At 38.6% G+C, this 20,441-nt stretch carries 21 protein-coding genes; 15 read left to right on the top strand and 6 right to left on the bottom strand.

The genetic code is table 11. From position 1 onward, the window contains the following. Nucleotides 1–74: 74 nt before the first annotated feature. Nucleotides 75–668 (bottom strand): DUF3575 domain-containing protein, encoded by a 594-nt coding sequence (locus IPJ83_14605; protein ID MBK7881772.1) that lies wholly within the window; start codon nt 666–668, stop codon nt 75–77. 113 nt (nt 669–781) lie between these two features. Between IPJ83_14605 and IPJ83_14600 the strand changes: the two genes are divergently transcribed. Continuing rightward, the gene (locus IPJ83_14600; GenBank protein ID MBK7881771.1) at nt 782–1,540 is read left to right on the top strand and encodes a DUF1295 domain-containing protein; all 759 of its coding nucleotides are present in this window, start codon (nt 782–784) and stop codon (nt 1,538–1,540) included. Nucleotides 1,541–1,807: 267 nt separating this feature from the next. Then, nucleotides 1,808–2,812, top strand: coding sequence for an NAD-dependent epimerase/dehydratase family protein (locus IPJ83_14595; protein MBK7881770.1), 1,005 nt, complete (start codon nt 1,808–1,810; stop codon nt 2,810–2,812). A gap of 246 nt (nt 2,813–3,058) precedes the next feature. On the opposite strand, the gene IPJ83_14590 is transcribed toward IPJ83_14595, so the two are convergent. Further along, on the bottom strand, nt 3,059–3,616 hold the full coding sequence (locus tag IPJ83_14590; GenBank protein MBK7881769.1) for a hypothetical protein: 558 nt from the start codon (nt 3,614–3,616) through the stop codon (nt 3,059–3,061). A gap of 421 nt (nt 3,617–4,037) precedes the next feature. Here IPJ83_14590 and IPJ83_14585 point away from each other — a divergent pair, with 421 nt between their 5' ends. The 4 genes from IPJ83_14585 to IPJ83_14570 all read left to right on the top strand — a co-directional run bounded on the left by IPJ83_14585 (nt 4,038) and on the right by IPJ83_14570 (nt 8,030). After that, nucleotides 4,038–4,916, top strand: coding sequence for a RimK family alpha-L-glutamate ligase (locus tag IPJ83_14585; protein ID MBK7881768.1), 879 nt, complete (start codon nt 4,038–4,040; stop codon nt 4,914–4,916). A gap of 56 nt (nt 4,917–4,972) precedes the next feature. Continuing rightward, entirely contained in the window at nt 4,973–5,866 is an 894-nt protein-coding gene (locus tag IPJ83_14580) for a succinylglutamate desuccinylase/aspartoacylase family protein (GenBank protein ID MBK7881767.1), read from the top strand. An 8-nt stretch (nt 5,867–5,874) separates the two neighbouring features. Continuing rightward, nucleotides 5,875–7,329, top strand: a complete 1,455-nt coding sequence (gene dacB / locus IPJ83_14575; protein ID MBK7881766.1) for a D-alanyl-D-alanine carboxypeptidase/D-alanyl-D-alanine-endopeptidase — start codon at nt 5,875–5,877, stop codon at nt 7,327–7,329. A gap of 62 nt (nt 7,330–7,391) precedes the next feature. After that, entirely contained in the window at nt 7,392–8,030 is a 639-nt protein-coding gene (locus tag IPJ83_14570; protein ID MBK7881765.1) for a methyltransferase domain-containing protein, read from the top strand. Here the strand turns inward: IPJ83_14570 and IPJ83_14565 are convergent. The 4 genes from IPJ83_14565 to IPJ83_14550 all read right to left on the bottom strand — a co-directional run bounded on the left by IPJ83_14565 (nt 8,027) and on the right by IPJ83_14550 (nt 11,862). Next, nucleotides 8,027–8,593, bottom strand: a complete 567-nt coding sequence (locus IPJ83_14565) for a DNA-3-methyladenine glycosylase I (GenBank protein ID MBK7881764.1) — start codon at nt 8,591–8,593, stop codon at nt 8,027–8,029. The two genes, IPJ83_14570 and IPJ83_14565, sit on opposite strands and share 4 nt — an antisense overlap. Before the next feature lie 63 nt (nt 8,594–8,656). Then, entirely contained in the window at nt 8,657–10,267 is a 1,611-nt protein-coding gene (locus IPJ83_14560) for a hypothetical protein (protein MBK7881763.1), read from the bottom strand. 29 nt (nt 10,268–10,296) lie between these two features. Further along, on the bottom strand, nt 10,297–10,632 hold the full coding sequence (locus IPJ83_14555; GenBank protein MBK7881762.1) for a TfoX/Sxy family protein: 336 nt from the start codon (nt 10,630–10,632) through the stop codon (nt 10,297–10,299). Nucleotides 10,633–10,761: 129 nt separating this feature from the next. Beyond that, a complete protein-coding gene (locus IPJ83_14550) occupies nt 10,762–11,862 on the bottom strand; it encodes a VIT1/CCC1 transporter family protein (GenBank protein ID MBK7881761.1) in 1,101 nt (366 codons plus the stop codon). Nucleotides 11,863–12,175: 313 nt separating this feature from the next. Between IPJ83_14550 and IPJ83_14545 the strand changes: the two genes are divergently transcribed. From IPJ83_14545 to IPJ83_14505, 9 genes are all read left to right on the top strand, one after another. Further along, nucleotides 12,176–12,976: a sulfite exporter TauE/SafE family protein gene (locus IPJ83_14545; GenBank protein MBK7881760.1), complete on the top strand. Its 801-nt coding sequence runs from the start codon at nt 12,176–12,178 to the stop codon at nt 12,974–12,976. A 141-nt stretch (nt 12,977–13,117) separates the two neighbouring features. Continuing rightward, nucleotides 13,118–13,765, top strand: a complete 648-nt coding sequence (locus IPJ83_14540; protein ID MBK7881759.1) for a peroxiredoxin — start codon at nt 13,118–13,120, stop codon at nt 13,763–13,765. Between the two features lie 78 nt (nt 13,766–13,843). Continuing rightward, nucleotides 13,844–15,259, top strand: coding sequence for an MBL fold metallo-hydrolase (locus IPJ83_14535; GenBank protein ID MBK7881758.1), 1,416 nt, complete (start codon nt 13,844–13,846; stop codon nt 15,257–15,259). Between the two features lie 112 nt (nt 15,260–15,371). Beyond that, nucleotides 15,372–15,686 carry a rhodanese-like domain-containing protein gene (locus IPJ83_14530; GenBank protein MBK7881757.1) on the top strand — a complete coding sequence of 105 codons (315 nt, stop codon included), beginning with the start codon at nt 15,372–15,374 and terminating at the stop codon, nt 15,684–15,686. Nucleotides 15,687–15,804: 118 nt separating this feature from the next. Further along, complete coding sequence (locus IPJ83_14525) at nt 15,805–16,638, top strand: universal stress protein (protein MBK7881756.1); 834 nt, start codon at nt 15,805–15,807, stop codon at nt 16,636–16,638. Between the two features lie 10 nt (nt 16,639–16,648). Then, complete coding sequence (locus IPJ83_14520; protein MBK7881755.1) at nt 16,649–17,209, top strand: YeeE/YedE family protein; 561 nt, start codon at nt 16,649–16,651, stop codon at nt 17,207–17,209. A 26-nt stretch (nt 17,210–17,235) separates the two neighbouring features. Further along, the gene (locus IPJ83_14515; GenBank protein MBK7881754.1) at nt 17,236–17,649 is read left to right on the top strand and encodes a YeeE/YedE family protein; all 414 of its coding nucleotides are present in this window, start codon (nt 17,236–17,238) and stop codon (nt 17,647–17,649) included. Nucleotides 17,650–17,670: 21 nt separating this feature from the next. Then, nucleotides 17,671–18,729, top strand: coding sequence for a c-type cytochrome (locus IPJ83_14510; GenBank protein MBK7881753.1), 1,059 nt, complete (start codon nt 17,671–17,673; stop codon nt 18,727–18,729). A gap of 1 nt (nt 18,730) precedes the next feature. Then, the gene (locus IPJ83_14505; GenBank protein ID MBK7881752.1) at nt 18,731–20,425 is read left to right on the top strand and encodes a 5'-nucleotidase C-terminal domain-containing protein; all 1,695 of its coding nucleotides are present in this window, start codon (nt 18,731–18,733) and stop codon (nt 20,423–20,425) included. Nucleotides 20,426–20,441 lie beyond the last annotated feature (16 nt).

Genomic DNA, 20,441 nt, shown 5'->3' with positions numbered 1-20,441 from the left:
AATTTGTAATTTATTTTTTTTGAAATTGTAGAATTTTTTATTTTGGATGTAGGGAATAGTTGATTGATTCAAGTTCAAATTCGAAACGCAAAATTGAAACCGGTTTTGATGCCCGGCTTAATTGAATGTTCATCATGGTAAAAATAATTTCCTGCATTTATTGTTTTTGTTCTGGATGCAACAAAACGACACTTAGGACCGGCATACATCTCCAGATGCCATCTGGAGGAAAGCTTGAAATTTTTTCCAATAATCAAACCCGGATCAATAGAAAGTTCCCTGGTATAGAGATTAATTTCGGGGCCGCTTTGTTCACCGCCATATTTTTGAACACATCTTGTAAACTCTGTAAAAATTCCCATGAAATATTTTTTGGATGCAGGATGTGTACTGTGCTTGAAATAATATCTGTATTCCGGACTAATTTTAAAGCTTGAATGAACAGAGCCATCATAGTCATTTGAACCAAACTGACTAAAGTGCATCATAGCAGAAGCAGAATGTCTACCCTGATAAATTTTTTCGAAACCAATACTTAACGCAACGGCTGATATCCCTGTTACGGGGAAAGCAAGCACTTTCCCTTTAAGGTAAAGATCTTGTGTGCAAGCAATAAGGGGCTGCATGATTGCAAAAATCAGCATCATTCTTTGTATGTATTCAAACATATTTTTTGTTTACATAAGACGATTGGTTAAAGATGGATAAAATTACAGGATATCCAATATCTTTAAGCGTTTATTCTAAAACCTTGATGGGTATGTAATCATAAATTTTGAAGGTGGAACAACAAGTATATTTCAATTATTTTCTATATGCCTGGATCGGTTTGGCTATCTTGATCTTTCCTATTCAGTTTAGGGTCACGGCTCCATACGGAAGGCACTACAAATCAGGATGGGGCAGTGGCATGTCCAATCGCTGGGGATGGTTGACGATGGAATCCGTTTCTTTTGTTGTATTGAGTATATTTTTTTTATCATCTCCCGGAGTATCCTCTAAGTTTGCCTGGTTTGCTTATATCCTGTGGTCCTTGCATTACATTCACCGCTCTTTTATTTTTCCATTCAGGACGAAAACCGGCGGAAAGTTAATTCCGCTCAGCATCGTTTTTTCAGCGATATTTTTTAATGTCATCAATGCAGGTACCAATGGTTACTATCTGGGGTATCTGGAAAATTATTCGGACAGTTGGTTTTCCGATCCGAGGTTTGTCGTCGGGCTTATTTTATTCAGCATCGGTGTATCGGTGAATGTATGGGCAGATAATTATCTGATCAGACTTCGCAGCAATTCATCACAAGGATATCAGATTCCGAGAGGTGGATTCTTTGAATACATTTCTTGTCCGAATCATTTTGGAGAAATGGTGGAGTGGATTGGTTTTGCTGTGATGTCTTGGAATCTTCCTGCATGTGCATTTGCCATTTGGACAATTGCCAATCTTTTTCCGCGCGCATGGAGTCATCATCGCTGGTACAGAAAAGAATTTGTGAATTACCCATCCGACAGAAAAGCGGTTATTCCTTTCTTGCTGTGATGGAATTTTTATAGCATATATTTTACTCTAATTGAATCTTGACTTCCGCGGTTGGCTACTACGAAATAATGCGATTTAAAGTTATTAACTATTGATGCACGTATTTTGACGGATAAGTATTGGAGGTTTTTCATTCATGAACAATTGGGATAACAGGCGCATTAAAAATGTTGCAAACCTACGGCATCGCAGTTTGAAACTGCGACGAACAATAGATTTCAAACTTTCATTTTTTATTGTTAGCATTGTAATTTCATTTACAAACACATGCACATTACGGTTACAGGTTCGACTGGACACATAGGGAACAATCTGGTCAGACTGCTTTGCTCACAAGGTCATCAAGTACGAGCTGCGATTAGGACCAATGAGAAATCATTTGTTTTGGAAGGACTTCCTGTCGAACAAATCGTGGGTGATATTTTAGTGCCAGATTTTTGCAATCGAATTTGCAAGGATACGGACGTAGTGGTGCACACCGCTGCGTTGATCTCCATTGATGGAGATCCACATGGGTTGGTTCATAAGACCAATACGATCGGGGTGGCAAATATAGTCAACTCTTGCCTGGAGAAGGACGTTAGAAAGTTGATACATTTAAGTTCCATTCATGCATTTGATTTGGCAGCATCAGGTCCAGTAGTGAATGAACTCAGTCCATCTGCTAAGCCTCATGGCATGGCTTATGATTATTCCAAAGTCCTAGGAGATGAAGAGATTAGAAGAGGGTTAATGGAAGGATTGGATGCCTATGTCATACATCCTACAGCAGTCATTGGTCCTCACGATTATTTTAATTCATACAGTGGTGTGTTCTTAAGAAAATTACTTACCGGCAAACTACCTGCATTGATAAAAGGTGGATTTGATTGGGTGGATGTAAGGGATGTGGTGCAGGGAATTTCAACGATCATTCAGTTATCTTCCAATCGGGAACAAACGCTGAATGCTCGAAGATATATTTTTTCAGGTACCTGGGCCAGTGTGGAAGAAATTGCGGAGATGTGTGCTGAAATCAGTGACCGAAAAAAATACTATCCGGTCTTCTCAAAACAAGTGGCGCGTATTGGTTTACCATTTATCAGGGTGTATGCAGCTTTGTCAGGAACAGCTCCACTTTATACCCGGGAATCCATAGATACCTTGCTTCATCCGCCCATTCAAATTTCAAAATCAAAAGCGGTTCAGGAAATTAATTTTCATGCCAGGCCATTGGCAGAGACACTGAAGGATTGTTATGTATGGTATCTGGATAATGATTTTTTAGCTTGAATTTTAAATAATTCATCTATAGATTTTATGCGAGGTGGATTGCGCGGTCTGCAACTGCGGAACAATACGCCATAAAGTTTGCAACTTTTAATGCAATAAGGATGACGGATCAAACAGATGTTGTTTTTCGTTCATCTGCAATTGAAATAACAAGCCGGATTAGAAATGCTGCAATTCTACATCATCGCAGTTTGTAACTGCGACGAGCAATTAAATTGTCTGAAAAGAAGTTACTTCAATTTGGTTTTAAATTTCCATTATTTTTTTTATCCTGGGTTGAATATACCATACACCGATCCAGGAGAAAATAAATCCTGCAAGTGTACCTAAATATTCCTTAAAAAGTGCATTTCTCCTAAGTTCCGCGCTTACTAAATACTTTGCACTTTGAACGGCTAGCAAGCCAATAGATAAAAATTTCACCAGTGCCAGGGGCCATGGTTGGGTGTAAACCAATTTATAGTTTAAGGTATCGAAGCTTTTATCCAAAAGGATCTGTTCTTTAGCCAGGTAATGTAAGAGAATTGTAGCAATAATAGCAATACCAAAGATCAGGTTAAATATAACCACTCCCTTAAGATCAGCACCGTTTGTGATCAACAATTGACGAGATTTGATTCCTACACTGTAGATCCAGGAAATTACACTAAGAATACCAATAAGTTCTATGATGGCAAGGATGTTAATAGAACCGGTTGAAGATGCTACATTGAGTTGGAGCCCTGCCAAACAAAAAAGTATAAACAGGCTTAAGGAATTTTGCCTTAGGAACCAGCTGGATAAGGAATTGAAATAATTATTCATAAGCTTTTAAATTTATGATTATAAAACAATATCGTCGTTACATTTGCTTTTTTAGTTGTAACCACAAAGGATATTGTGTAAAATCTCTAAAAGAATTAAGGCAAATTATAAAAAAAATCAGACTTACATCAAATTATTGAACAATCCATCTGTATACGACACCTGATTTCCGCGGTTTTCACCCGGGGAATAATACGCTATAAAGTTTTTAACTTTTAATGTAATTATGATGAAGGGTTAAGTGAATGTACTTTTTCGTTCATCTCCAATTGAAATAACAAGCCGCATTTAAAATGCTACAATCCTAAGATATCTCAGTTTGAAACCACGGGAACAATGTAATGGTCAACTTAGAAGTTACCAAGCTCTTTAGCTTAGGCTCAAACTTTCTTCTATCTTTGATCTCAAAGAAAAGGTTCGCATGAAGATTCTGATACTATCCCGCAACATCAATCTGTATAGCACACAAAGTCTGATGGAAGCCATAAGAAAAAGAGGCCATGAGGTACAAGTGTACGACCATCTGATGTGCAACATCATAGTAGAGAAGAGCAAGCCTAAAGTGATGATTGGACTGGATGATTTGGGACATTTTGATGCGGTGATTCCCCGAATAGGGGCTTCTGCAACCGCATACGGTGCCGCCATTATCCGCCAGTTTGAGGCCATGGGCGTATTTGTCACCGTAACTGCCGAGGCATTGCTTAAAGCAAGAGATAAACTCCATTGCATGCAGATTCTGAGTGCAGTGGGCATTGATGTTCCAAAGACCGGAGTTTCGGCCGGGGACTATTCTGCAGGAGCAGTTTACGATAGAATTTCTAAGGAAAGAGCAGTCATCAAATTGCTGTCCAGCACGCAGGGTCTTGGTGTAATTCTGGCAAATTCTAAAAATCAGGGAATCTCCATTGTAGAAGGTTTTCACCGTGTAGGGCAGGAAATTTTAATTCAGGAATTCATTCAGGATGCCAAGGGCTCTGACTTAAGGGTTTTTGTCGTAGATGGCGAAGTGGTGGGGGCCATGGTCAGGCAAGCGGTACCGGGAGAATTTAGATCTAATATTCATCGGGGCGCTACAGCTACCATCGCGGTATTAAGTAACGAGGAAAGAAATATGGCAATACAGGCCACAAAGACGCTTGGATTAGCCATAGCTGGTGTAGATATCTTAAGATCCGGAAGAGGCCCCTTGATTTTGGAAGTTAACGCCTCTCCGGGCCTCGAAGGGATAGAGACTACCACACAAAAGGATATAGCAGGAAAGATTGTGGAATACATCGAGCGGCAGGTTAAAAAGTAAGGATTATGGATAAATTGATCATACAGGGGCAGGAATTCGGACCAGGGAGTTATGGCATGATCAGAATCAATGCTGGGAGGTTGCCGTCGGGTAACAGAATTTCGATTTTCGCTTATGTTTTTAGAAGTAAAAATCCCGGACCTGTAGCGCTTTTTATGGGAGGTATGCATGGAGACGAAATAAATGGTTTGGAAATCGTGCGAAGATCCATTACGGATGGCATGTTCACCAATCTCAAATGCGGCTCGGTGATCTGTATTCCGCTTTTAAATATTTTCGGCTTTATAAATTTTTCCAGAGATGTTCCCGATGGGAAAGATGTAAATCGCAGTTTCCCGGGAAGTATGACGGGATCTTTGGCCTCCAGAGTTGCCAGACTCATCACTAAAAAAATCCTAAGCCTGGTCGACTTCGGAATAGATTTTCACACAGGTGGAAGAGATCACTGGAATGAGCCACAACTCCGATTTTCTCCAAAATCTCCTGAATCTTATGACCTTGCACGGCAATGTGAATTTCCCTTATTGGTCGAAAAAGCGGTGGTCTCTAAATCACTTCGAAAAATTGCAAAAGATCTCAAAAAACCAATTTTGGTTTTTGAAGGAGGAGAAGCTCTTCGATTGGAAAACTACATCGTCACAAAAGGCATTCAGGTCATGCGGAATTTATTGATTAAAAAAGGAATGCTGGATGGGGAATTAAAAAAATTGGAACACTATAAAGTTTTTCGTAAAACCATCTGGGAAAGAAGTCCTGAAGGAGGTCTGCTGACTTACCGTCGCAAAGCTGGTGAGTATGTCAGAAAAGACGAATTGATCGCTATTCTCAATGATCCCTTTGGTCAAAAAGAAACCAGGATGTATGCCTCCAGAGATGGTTTTATTCTGGGACACAACAATGCACCGGTGGTAAACATGGGAGACGGAATGTTTCATCTTGCCTACGACTAAATCCATACATGTTAAGATTATTCTTTTTTATACTATTCATAATGGTTTGTGGGCCGGAAGGCTTGCATGGACAAAAACATAAATTCCAACAGGCAATTAATAAATTTGTCAAGGCAGAAATTTTAACCAACTCGAGTATAGGAATTGCAATAACCGATCTCCGTACAGGAAAAATGATAGCCTCCTTTGATCGGGATCGTAGTCTCATTCCGGCATCTTCCATGAAATTATTGACCTGCGCAGCAACCATGAAATCAGCAGGGCCTCAATTTAGTTTTGTGACACCAATATACCTCGCAATTAAGGACAATGAAAATGGGATGTTGCATGGGGATTTACTGATTCAGGGAATGGGCGATCCAAGCTTTGGATCTTATTTATTGGAAAACAATCTCAGCATTGAAAACATAGCGGACAGTATTTATTTTTTTCTGAAGGGAAAAGGAATTTCCATATTGGATGGACAAATAAAAGTCAGTCAGGATTACATTAAGGATATTCCTGAAAATCCTGAGTGGCTCTGGTATGATTTGGGAAATTATTATGGTGCTGGTTGTTTTGGTTTTAATTTTTTAGAAAACACGGCACTGGTAAGTATCGAAGCACCGAAGTCTGCTTCACAGATTTGTGAAATTGTAAAAGTAGTTCCGGAAGTTTTGGAGGAACAATTTTGTTCGCATGTCCAGGCTACCAAAGTAGATGTGGTTAAAGATCTTTATGTTCTGGGCACTACGCAGGCTGGGCATTATGACATTTATGGAAATATTAAATGCTGTGGAAATGGTGAGCAGGTTTTGAAGGCTGCAATCAAAGATCCTGCTTGGACCTTTTCTCAAATGCTTGCAGATAGACTTCGAAAGCGAGGTCTTTCTGTTACTGAGCAATACCACCCCAGGCCATATCAATCAATAGAGTTGCTTTGGAACTATCGTTCTCAGCAACTGGATAAACTCATTAAAAGAACATTGGACAAAAGTGTTAATCTTTATGCAGAAAGTTTCTTACATCTCTTGGGTAATTTAAAGAATGGCACAACGGATAGGGCAGAAGCTTTAATATCTTTAAATAAATTTTGGATGGATCTGGGGATGGATGACAGTGGCGTTAAGTTTGTCGATGGGAGTGGGCTTTCACCCAAGAACAGAATGACTGCTAGAGCCATGTCAAAAGTTTTGAATGTCATTTACCAGGACAGTAGTCTTAAAGACTTTTATCTCTCTGTCCAGGATGCGAGCAAGGCAGGCATCTTGTCCGGAAGGTTGGGTAATGTGCCAGGGTTAACGGGCAAATTCAGACTTAAAAGTGGAAGTATGGAAGGGGTCCGGTGTTTTGCCGGATATATTATGGCAGAGGGTGTGCCAAAGTATTCCCTGGTATTGATGATCAATAGCTACTCTTGTTCGTCCACTGAAATCAGAAATAAAATTGCAGATTTTCTGATACATTTGTCTTCCATAATATGAAACAGGCTCAATCATTTTTATTTATTTTTTATGCCCTTTTGACCTCAATAAATTTGATGCTCATGTCCTCTTGTCAAAGCAGAAAGAAGGGAGAGGTTATTGAAGTTCCAAATGAAAAAATACCGGATTCATCGGATGCCATTGAAGAAGATGTGGCAGAATCACAAGATCGCACCATCTGGCAAAAACCCTACGACATCATCAGTTTGCTCGGTCCTCTGGAAGATAAGGTGATTGCAGACATTGGTGCGGGTAGTGGTTATTTTTCCTTTAGATTTATTCATCAGGCAAAAAAGGTAATTGCGATTGATATCGAAAAGGAATTGATCGACATGATGAATGCGGAAAAAACTTATTATAAACCGGATATTCAGAAACGCTTTGAAGCGAGGCTTGCTACACCCATGGACCCAAAATTGAATAAGGGGGAAGTAGATATTGTTTTTTTATCCAACACTTATAGTTACCTGACTCAACGCGTCACTTATCTCCGTTCCCTAAAAGATAAGTTTAAAAATGGTGGACAAATCATGATTGTAGATTTTAAGAAAAAAATCACCCCGATTGGTCCGGATTTGGCACACCGTTTAGCACAAGGAGATGTGGAGCGGGAATTGATAGATGCCGGCTATGAAATTATCCATTCGGATGATAATAAACTCCAATACCAGTACATCATAATGGCTAGACCAAAAGATTAATCTTTTACTTGGGAACGTAACCAAGCCGGTTTTGCTTTTTTTATTTGGGTAAAAACAGGACAATTTTCAACATGGGCTCCTGGTAGATATCCTGTACTCAATAAAAATTCGTTCACAATTTCCCCTCCTGTAAATTTAAATTGCTTTTTGAAAATTTTCACCCATTCTTCTTTTGTTTTTGGATGATGGTGATCCAACCATTTTTTAAAAGATCCAAAAGATTGCTGAAGTGATTTAATTTCATTTGCATTATGGATTGCAGCGGCTATTTTTAATCTGTTTCGAATAATGCCTGGATCCTCCAGTAGCCTGTTGATATCTTTATCTTTGTAGGAAGATATTTTTTGAATATTAAAATCGTGATATGCTTTTCTGAAATTTTCCTGCTTGTTCAAAATGGTAGTCCAACTTAATCCCGCTTGATTAATTTCCAATAGCAACCTTCCAAACAATTCATCATCTTCTAAAATCGGAAATCCGTAAGCTTGATCATGATAAATTCTGTGTAGACTGGTTGGTTCCATTTTTGCGACTACATCACAGTAGGTTTTTGGTTTTTCCATTTTAATTTTTCAACGAATTTATAAAATTACATTATCTCTATAGCATCCATTTTTTATTACCAATTAAAACCTTACTAATTCTAACCATTCTAGAATATTCTCTTGGTATGCAAACAAATCTTTGGATTTGTTAACGATCATTTTTTGGATTAAATCTTTATGGTGCTTAACTGGAAAATTCATGGCATGACACATCAAGGCCAATTCAGTCATAGGAATAGAATTTTTCTTCTCTGTCGAAATATTTTCATTCATGTTTAATTTCAACCATTCCAAACATACCAATTCAGCTTTTCGACGGTCACCTCCAAATTTATGGACAATCATTTTGGTGATTTGTTTTTTTAGAAGATTTCCGGAGAATATTTTTTCTTTAATAAGACTAAGTCTGACATTACATTCTGTAAATTTTTTTAAAGTTGGAGGTTTGGTGCGGTATGCTTTATCTTGTTTTATTTTTTCCCATTCCCTGGCAGCCAATAAGTAAAGCGATCTTTTCACCGGCCGGAAACCCATGCGATAATAAAACCAAAACGCACCCGATTCTATTCCTTCAGGATTATCTTTTCCGTATTGATATGGCTCTACTTCAAAGTGAAGCACACCAAAAACCTGGTGATAAACCCGTAACAATTGATTAAAGAAAAATGTGGACTCTCCTCCTCTGAACCATTCAAATATATTTACGCCAATCAAAGCATGTTTTCCAAAAATCCAGGCTCCTCCATAAGCTGCAGGATAGCCGTTCTTATACAAGGTATACCCAACATAGGATTCAGGATACAATTGCTTTTCGGTTTGCATGGTGAACAGAGCAATGGATGTTCCCCGTTCAAGTGCAAAATAACGAATGCTGCGAGGATCCATATAGCTTACGGGATCCGTTTCCCGCTGAAGCAATGCCAGCTTTATTCTGGAACTTGTTATGATGGCTTGTTTATCTTTTTGTGATAATTTTCTATCTAAGATAACTGGGATTTTGACCCATTCTTCTGTCTGGATTTTCTTGATCCAGTCTTTTTGCAGGTAAGTTTTTTCAAATTTAATTTTGTTGTAACTCCGGGAGACTTTTAGATCTAGTGTAAGCCTGATGACCAATTTTTGTCGCTCAAACAAATAATCCCTGATGGCAGCTTGCTGGTCCAGTTTGGAGAACTGCCCTAATAGGAAATTTAAATATTGATCCGGTTTGATTTTTAAGGCAGATAGAAGTTGTGTATTGTTTAATTCCTGTTGGACGATATCTCTTTCATAGGCGGGCAGGCAGAGCCATAAGGCTTCATTCAGGGTATAGGCATCTTCTGGATAATTGTCCAAATCGACATCGATTTTATTTTCTTTCAGCCAGCAGATAAGTGCATAGGAAAAATAGGAATATATTTTGGAATAAGGTAGTCCGCTGTTGTCTAGTATGTCCTGATGTTTGTTCCCAAAACGCTTACACCATTGACTTATTTTTTTTAGTTCACCGGACGCCCAGGTGCTTGTTTTTAGATGGTTTGGATGTGCGAGAATAAACATTAAAAAATCATGGTAGGCTATAACATTTTCTGCATTTAATTTTATTGCATTTTCCTTTCGGTGATAAAATGGAGCAGATGTTTTAATTTCCTTGATCGAATTTATGTATTCATGTTTCAGAATTTGAATAAGCTCCGTTGAATTTGGTTTCATGAGTTCAATGAATTGGTTTTTCTAATAGATTATTTTTTAGAAGATTTTGCCTTACTGTTGAATTCCAGGGCAAGATTAATCCAAAATTCAAAATCTTTTTTGGTTCTCATTCCATCTTGAGAAACCATTATATATCCTTTCATTGGCCGTTTGGTAAAATCCATAATCCGACAACCTTCTCTCTCCAATACAAAATCCTGTAATTGCGGATCAATCCGACACATGAGTTCGTCTTTAATGATTCCTACACACATCTTATGATTGTACATAAATGTCAGGCCTCCCATCATTTTCTTTTCTTCAACATGGTCAAGATGCTGAAGTGCAATTCTGATCCTTTGTGCAAGATTTTCGTCAAATGCCATTTTTTATATTTGATGTAATTTATTGAAATTAGTTTCTCCTCACCTCTGCTGGTAAACTTGTATTCGTATTATGAATTTAAATTGTCTAATATCGCAAAATATTGTTGCATTGTTTTTAATGGTTTATCCTTAACCCGCAATACTCACACCGATAAGCCTTCCTATGCCAAAAGTAATTGCAGCCGCAATAAGTCCGAATAGAACTTGTCTGAAGCCGGAATACCAAACGCTCTTTCCAGTAAATAACGTAATCGCAGCACCGATTGAAAAGAGTCCGACCGCACTGAATGCCGTGCTGATGGCTACAGCTTTCATGCCACCTGTAAAAAAGAAAGGAATAACAGGTATAATGGCACCTACGGCAAATAGGATAAATGATGTGATGGCTGCCTCCATGGCAGAACCTTTTAGCTCATCCACATTAATGCCCAACTCTTCTTTAATCAATACATCATGAGACTTTTCTTTGTCGTTCATGATTTCTTTGGCCATGCTCCTTGCTTGTTCTTCAGGAATGCCTTTTGACCGATAAATCAAGGCAAGCTCTCTTTCTTCTCCTTCCGGATTGGTTTCCAGTTCTTCCAGTTCAAGTTGAATTTGATTTTCCGAAAGTTCCTGCGAACTCTTTACAGAAATCCATTCCCCCAATGCCATCGAAAGTGCACCGGCTAAAAGCCCAGCCATTCCGGCAAGAAGTACTTCATCTTTTCCACTGGTGGCACCGGCAATCCCCATGATTAAACTAAAATTAGAAACCAAACCATCATTACCACCCAATACAGCGGCACGGAGTGCATTGCCACCTACGGACCGGTGTCTTTTTTCAAATCTGGCCAAACTCGATCCTGCTACATTAGGTGAATTTTCAAGAATATTTTTCAAAATAGAGACATGGGCTGTATCCGAAATGGAGGATAGTGTTTGCGTGGTTGTTCGTGCTTTTTGAATGGATCCGGATAGATTTTTTTCTGTATCCATCAATATGCCCAGTAAAAAATCGTTACCCATAATTTTGGCAAGAAAGGTCAAGAATTTGGCCCGACTCGAAGGCTTAGGCATTAAGCTTAGATCCAGCTTGCTTTTATTCATAAATGCAGTGGCATGACTGGTTTCAATTTCACTCATTTCGTGAAATATTTTTGCAACATGTAGATCCTCTTCACGATCTGCAATAAATTTATACAAGAAACCCGCGTCTACTTCGGTTTGGATGTTTTTAAGATTGATCATAAGATGATGTTTTGGACAAGATAAAGTGCTTATTATTCAGTTTTATGTTTTTTTTTGATTTTCATAAATTATATTTAATCCTGGATTATAAGAGTTCCTGATTATAAATATATCTGGACTATGTAGATTTAAATATATTACAAAAATTCTTCTCTGGTGTATAAATTTGGATAATGTCAGACATCACTTAGGGATGATTTAAAAGTTAGATCAGACTTAAGAATAGAAAACACATTGAATTTGTAAAGTGTAACTAAAGTTGCTTAGTTTTAAGATTTAAGAAAAGACCTTTGCACAAGCAAAAAATATTCTCATGGAAATTATAGGTTATTTGTCTTCCATCATAATAGGTGTCTCCCTAGGACTGATAGGAGGTGGGGGAAGCATTCTCACCGTACCGGTATTGGTATATCTATTTGGAACGGAACCGGTATTGGCAACCGCATACTCGCTTTTCATAGTGGGGCTGACCAGTGCGGTAGGGTCCGTAGATTATTTGAAAAAAGGACTCGTTAACATCAAGACGGCCATTATCTTTGGAATTCCATCGATTATTGCAGTATTTGCTACCAGGGCCTACATCGTGCCGGCCATCCCTAAAGAAATTTTCAGTGTAGGTGGATTTGTTGTGACGAAAAGTATTTTTTTGCTGATATTGTTTGCCTTGCTCATGATCGCCGCATCCTACAGCATGATCAAAAAAGACATGCCAAAACCAAAGGAATCAGAAGGGCCGCAAAAATTTAATTACCCACTGATTTTGATTGAAGGCGCAGTAGTTGGGGTTTTGACCGGTTTGGTTGGGGCAGGGGGAGGATTTCTCATCATTCCTGCATTGGTCGTGCTAAGTAAACTTCCTATGAAAGAGGCTGTTGGGACATCACTGGCCATCATCGCAGCCAAGTCACTCATTGGTTTTTTGGGAGAAGGAGCCAACACCCACATGGATTGGAAATTATTATTAACAGTTTCAGCTTTTGCCATAGCAGGAATTTTTATCGGCACCGCACTATCCAGAAAAATTGATGGCGCCAAATTGAAACCTGCCTTCGGTTGGTTTGTTTTAGTAATGGGCATTTATATTATTCTGAAAGAGACTGTGTTTGCCGGATAATGGAGAATAAGCATAAAAGCGAATAAGTGCGATATAAGATTGATCAATTTTTATTTACCATGCTTTGGAAATGTAACTTAAGTAACCAAATGCAAATTTTAATTGTTTGAAATTTGCACCATCATTAAACACAAAAATATCATGGAAAATAATTTAAATACAATGATGCCTCGGATAGGAGATCAGGCTCCGGATTTTAAAGCCTTGACTACAATAGGGGAATTGACATTTTCTGAATACAATAAATCAAATTGGGTAATTCTTTTTTCACATCCGGCAGATTTTACCCCAGTATGCACAACAGAAATGAGCGGATTTGCTACACAGGGCGATTTTTGGAAAGAGCACCAAACTAAACTTCTGGGTTTAAGCATTGACAGTATACATGCGCACATTGCCTGGGTTAATGCAGTGAATGAGAAAACCGGCGTGTTGTTTGACTTTCCGATTATAGCTGACCTGGATATGAAAATTGCTAAATTGTATGGTATGTTGCAACCGGGGGAGAGTGAAACAGCTGCAGTGAGGGCAGTGTTTTTTATAGACCCAACCGGTAAAATTCGCCTCATTATGTACTACCCATTAAATATAGGCAGGAATATGGAGGAGATTAAACGAGTGTTGATTGCATTGCAAACTTCGGACGAACATAAAGTGGCCATGCCACTCAATTGGATGCCTGGGGATAAAGTGATAGTGCCAGCGCCAAAAACACTCGAAGCCTTGGAAGAACGCAAGAACTCCAATTTAGAAATGGTAGATTGGTATCTTGCTAAAAAATCATTGTAAATTGGAATTGTAACTGTAGTTACCAACGAGTTAATTTTATCATTAGAAATTTGCACTAAACTTTATAAAAAAGAATTTATGAATATTGAACAAATTTATACAGGTTGTTTAGCACAGGGAGCTTATTACCTTACTTCCGAAGGAGAGGCAGCTATCATTGATCCCCTAAGAGAGATTCAGCCTTATTTGGAGCGTTTAGCCAAAGACAAGGTAAAATTGAAGTACATTTTTGAAACACACTTTCATGCGGACTTTGTTTCAGGCCATGTGGATTTGAGTAAGAAAACCGGGGCCCCAATAGTGTATGGTCCAAATGCTGCTTGTGAATTCGATTGCATTTCAGCCAAAGATGAACAGATCTTCGAAATAGGAAAAATAAAAATTAAAGTATTACATACACCGGGACATACGATGGAGAGTACGACTTTTCTTTTGATCGATGAGAATGGAAAGGATCATGCTATTTTTTCGGGGGATACCTTATTTCTTGGGGATGTGGGAAGACCGGATCTCGCACAGAAGGCGGCTAACATGACCCAGGATCAGTTGGCAGGATTGCTGTACGATAGTTTATATACCAAGATCATGCCCCTGTCTGATGAAATAATCGTCTACCCGGCACATGGCGCAGGAAGTGCTTGCGGAAAAAATATGATGAAGGAGACAGTGGATACATTGGGAAATCAAAAGAAGGTAAACTATGCTCTGAATCAACCCAACAAAGAGGCCTTCATTAAAGCTGTAACAGAGGGACTTTTACCGCCTCCTGCCTATTTTGGTTCTAATGTAGCCATGAATAAAAAGGGATACCGCAATGTAGAAGAGGTCATCAACAGTGGGATGACTGCTTTGTCACCGGCTGAATTTGAAACGGTTGCTGAAACCTCCGGAGCAGTAATTTTGGATACCCGCGACAGTGCTATTTTCTGGAAAGGTTTTATTCCGCAATCCGTTAACATCGGACTGAATGGTGATTTTGCCCCATGGGTCGGCGCTTTGATGGTGGATGTTACCCAACCAATCTTATTGGTTACGGAATTGGGAAAAGAGGAGGAGACAGTAATTCGACTAAGTAGAGTAGGCTTTGATAATGTAATTGGTCATCTCAAAGGTGGATTCGAAGCTTGGGCTGCTGCAGGATTGGAAACGGATACCGTCAATAGAATCAGCGCAGAGGAATTTGCAAAAAGATACAAAAAGGATGAGTCTGTTGTCTTTGATATCCGAAGAGAAACTGAGTATGCCGCTGAGCATGTGGAGGAAGCCTACAGCAAGCCACTGGCCTACATCAACGAATGGGTAAAAGACATCAAACCAAATGAGCACTTCTTCATGCATTGCGCAGGAGGGTATAGAAGTATGATTGCTTCCAGCATCCTTCAGGCAAGAGGATATAGAAATTTTACTGAGGTAGAAGGTGGATTCAAAGCAATAGCAGAAACCTCCGTGCCCAGAACAAATTTTATATGCCAGTCTAAAGTAATGAACATCTAGAGCTTAATAGTCCATAGTTAAAAATCACAAGTAGATAATTAGTAATCAAGAGTGAGTAATTCTTGATCTCTGTTGGATTTTTTATATAATCAAATTCTAAAATCAATAAAAAATGAGTTTTTTAAGTAGCCTTTTTGGGACGAATACGGGTAATTCAAATTTAACCAAACTAATCGAAGAAGGAGCATTTTTAGTAGATGTAAGATCTCCCCAGGAATTTGCATCAGGTAGTGTTAAAGGTGCAGTAAATATTCCGGTGGATTTTATTTTGAAAAATATCTCAAAATTCAAAGATAAAAAAAACATCATAGTTTTCTGTCGCAGTGGCAACAGATCAGGGATGGCAAAATCGGTTTTGGAACAAAATGGGATTAAGAATGTCACCAATGGTGGAACCTGGCAAGATGTCGCAGCTTGCGTAAAATAAAAAAGTTCTAAGCGCATTTGTTTTAAGGACTCGGGGGTCTAAAATGGGCTTTGATAATTCGGGGGTTTGTTTATTTTTACAGAGTATTTATTCAAATTGCAATAGCGTTTAACCAGTTATGGACAAAATTAAAGTTCTTATTCCGACTGATTTTTCTATACAATCGGATTATGCATACATCATGGTATCAAAACTTAATGAACACATTGATGTCGAGGTTCATTTTCTTCACGTACTGAATGTTCCGGATACAGTTACCCTGAGTCCGACAGGAGTGATCGAAACTTGTGGTGAAATTGATGTAAATTATGTCCGTTCACAAAAGCAAATTGCGGAGCGTAAACTTCAACAGCTGGTTGAAGTGTATGGTGCGCATGTAAATACAGCTTTGGTTTTTGGCAGAACTACAGATTCAATTGTTGAGTACGCTGAAAAAAATAATTTTGAATTGATTGTAATGGGTACCAAAGGGGCCTGGGGTTTGAAGGAGAAAATTTCCGGCAGTGAGACACAGATGATTGCACGAAAATCCAGAATTCCTTTACTCTCTTTAATGTGTGATCGTTCAGAATTGGAAATTAAAAATTTGCTGATGGTCCACAATTTTCTCGAAGAAGTTAAAATCCGATTCGACCTCTTTAGAAAAATTGTTAAAGCTTTCCATCCAAAAATACACCTTCTCCAAATGACGGATTCGCAGGACAAGGGTCGGATTTCAAAGATCCATGAGGCAATGGATATTTTTGCCCGACAAAATGAATTGGAAGGCTATGAAAAACATGTCATTCAGGATAGAGATGTAGAGAATGGAGTGATCCATTTTAATCAAATGAATAACATGGACCTGATTTGCATTGGAACGCATGCCAAGGGAGGAATATTCCACAGCAGTGCAACAGAGAAGCTCATCAACCACATGTACAAGCCAATTATTTCTTTTCATCTGAATTAATGCATAGAAAATGTTAGAACTTATCAAGCAACCATGGCCTTGGTGGATTTCAGGATTTTTGATCTCGGCCATCATGTTTCTTTTGCTGTATTTTGGTAAATCGTTTGGGTTTTCATCCAATCTGAGAACTATATGTGCGGCTGCAGGAGGCGGCAAATTTGTCAAATTTTTTGACTTCAACTGGAGGACCCAAATGTGGAATTTAACTTTTTTGTTGGGTGCAATTCTGGGCGGATTTATAGCATCAACGATGCTTTCTTCCGGAGAACCCGTTCAAATTTCAGAGCAGACCATTAAAGATCTTGGCGAACTTGGCTTTCAACCCCCAACTTCACTTCAGCCGGAGGAATTGTTCAGTATGAAAAATGCTTTTACTTTAAAGGGATTTCTAATACTTGCTTTAGGAGGGTTAATGGTTGGTTTTGGATCACGCTATGCTGGCGGTTGTACTTCCGGACATGCTATTAGTGGAATGTCAGATCTGCAGATTCCTTCCCTCATTGCAGTTATTGGATTTTTTGCAGGAGGTTTGTTGATGACTTATTTAATTTTTCCTCTGATATTTTCATAAATAATCACTGAATCACAATTAAAGGTATGAAGCTTTTAAAATTTTTATTGGTAGGAATGATCTTTGGCATTGTGATGGCTAAGTCTGAGGCCATGTCGTGGTATCGCATTCAGGAAATGTTTCGATTTCAGGCGTTCCATATGTACGGGATTATAGGAACCGCGGTTACCCTTGGTGTGTTGGGTGTTTTATTGATTAAAAAGTATTCCATACGTGACTTTGACGGAAACCCAATTCTATTTCCTCCTAAAGAAAAGTCTGTATGGCGTTATCTTTTAGGTGGAATCATATTTGGTTTGGGATGGGCACTAAGTGGTTCCTGCCCCGGGCCAATGGTTGTAAATATTGGTTACGGATTTTATACCCTCACCATAGTTTTCTTTTTTGCCATTGTTGGCACTTACCTATATGGTATAGTGAAAAATAAGCTTCCTCACTAGACCGAATTTAAACATACAGGAATGAGCCTTGAAGCAAAGGATAACGTAAGGAAAGGTCTGGTCTTGTTTTTTCTGGTCGTCTTGGTTTTAATTATATTTTGGGTTTTTCTATTGGTGATTCTTCCAAAATATTACCATCATGAAGATACAGTAAATGAGACTGCTAATTTTGGTTCCAACAGTATTGTGGTGGAAAGGTTAAAGCAATTGCCAAAAATTAAAAAACCTTTTTGGAAAGCAGCAAATACATCTTTAATTGAAGATTCGTTGTTGCGTGTAAAGGTTGAATATGGCAAGGAACTTATTGCCCATACTGCTAAGTTTTTGGGCCCTAATGGCACCATTGCCAAACTAAGTAATGGAATGAATTGTCAAAATTGTCACTTGGATGCAGGAACTGCGACTTTTGGCAACAACTATGGATCTGTGGCATCCACCTATCCTAAGTTCAGAGCGAGAAGTGGTTCAGTAGAAGATATTTATAAACGTATAAATGATTGTTTTGAACGCAGTCTCAATGGAAAGTCCTTGGATACCAACAGCAACGAGATGCAAGCGATTAAAGCATATATTGAATTCATTGGCTCTAATGTAAATAAAGGAGAAAAGGCAGAAGGTTCAGGCTTAAAAGAAATTAAATATTTGGGTAGAGCAGCAAATCCCGAAAATGGGAAACTAGTGTATGTTACAAAATGCCAAAGTTGTCACCAGAAAAATGGTGAAGGGACTTTGACCGTGGATAAAACGGAATATACTTATCCGCCTCTTTGGGGAAATCATAGCTATAACGATGGAGCAGGATTGTACAGGATAAGTAATTTTGCAAAATATGTGAAGAGCAATATGCCTCTTGGTGCCACCCACGAAAATCCTCAACTCAGCGATGAGGAAGCCTGGGATGTGGCTGCATTTGTAAATGCTCAATCGAGACCCCATAAAAACGCATCAAAAGATTGGCCTGATATTTCAAAGAAACCAATCGATCATCCCTTCGGCGCTTATGCGGATGGATTTTCTGAAAAACAACATAAATTCGGTCCTTTTAAACCGATTCAGGATTTTTACGAAAAAAAGCATTAGAATGACTCAGAAACGTAGGGATTTTATCAAACAATTAGGGATTCTTGGTGCCTCAACTGGATTGGTTGGCACAGTACCTATGACGGATGTACTTTATCCGGAAAGTGAAGAAAAAACAGTTGATGATTTTGCTTTGGATAAGCCATTAGTATTAAATATTTTACAGACTACGGATGTGCATTGTCAGTTGCATCCGCACGATGAACTTTTCTGGGAAAACAACCAATCTGTATTTAGAAAAACGGGGGGCTATGCCTATTTAGCGACCTATTTTAAAAATGAAAGATCGCGTAATCCAAACACTTTCATTTTAGATACTGGCGACATGTTTCAGGGTAGTGAGTTGTCTGTTAAAACTACCGGAGAATCATTGGTTCCGATTTTAAATGCTTTAGATTATAACTTGTATATTCCGGGCAATTGGGAGGTTATTTATTATAAAAAAGCCATGCAGAAACTTTTAGGCTCCCTTAACGCACCAAAGATTTGCACAAACATGTTCCACGATCTTGGAGATGGTAAGAAAGGGGAACTTATTTTTCAACCTTACCATGTGTGGAATGTGGGAGGAGTAAAAATTGGCTTTATCGCTTATACTGACCCATTGGTCCCAATCAGACAATCACCAAACTACAGCAAAGGAATTATTTATTCACACCCTGAATTCAACTTGCCATACTATATTGATCTGCTTCGTAATCAGGAACAATGTACTTATGTAATTTTACTTTCACATTTGGGTTTGTCCCAACAACTCAATCTTTCCAATCAGGAAATCTGCAATGGAGTGGATTATATTTTAGGCGGGGATACGCATGAAAGGGTAAGAAAACCTATTGTCGGCAAATATGCGAAAGTGGTAGAACCGGGTGCTTTTGGTTCTTTCGTTGGCAAACTGCAGCTCACGATTCAAAATGGAAAAGTAATTAAAGATGAATATGAATTGGTTGAAATCAATACTAAAAAAATAAAACCAAATAAATCAGTTCAGAAAATTATTGATGAAAAGGAGTTGCCGTTTAAGAAAGACATTACCCAAGTAGTAGGCTACAGTACCATTCCATTGTATCGTTATTTTGTAATCGAAAATACAATGGATACTTTAATTTTAGATGCTCTGCGTTGGCGAATGCCGGACATGGATGTTGTATTGTCCAATGGATTTAGATTTTGTCCGCCAAGGGTAACTCCTGACTACACCGGAAATATTCCCATCACCAATGGCTATATTTACGATATGTTACCTGTTGACAGTACTGTCAGACAGGCAGAAGTTACAGGCAAACAAATCAGTGAATGGTTAGAAAAAGAATTGAATAATGTGTTTGCAAAAAATGCATCTGAGCGTTTTGGTGGTTGGGTCATAAAATTCCATGGAATGAAAGTCAGCTTTAAGGCATTTGGAGAAAAGGGAAAGCGGGTGCAGGAAGTATTAATCAACAACAGGGCTTTGGAAGCAGACAGAATTTATAAAATTTGCGCCTGTGAACGCGATGGCGATCCGGAGGATATGTTGTGTCGGATTAAAGGCGTAAAAAATCCAAAAAATACTCCTTATACGCTTCATACAATGCTCAGAGATTATTTAAAAGTAAGCTCTCCGGTAACCCCTGTACCACATAACAATGCGATTGCATTGGATGCGCCTAAGTCCCTTCTTACACAGGTATGGGGAGTTGATTATGAGTTTAAATAATAGATAAAATTATACC

The sequence above is a fragment of the Candidatus Vicinibacter proximus genome, from assembly GCA_016713905.1.
GTDB classification, from domain to species: Bacteria; Bacteroidota; Bacteroidia; order Chitinophagales; family Saprospiraceae; genus Vicinibacter; species Vicinibacter proximus.
The sequence above is the reverse complement of the archived record's forward strand: the minus strand, read 5'-3'. Positions and strand labels throughout refer to the sequence as shown.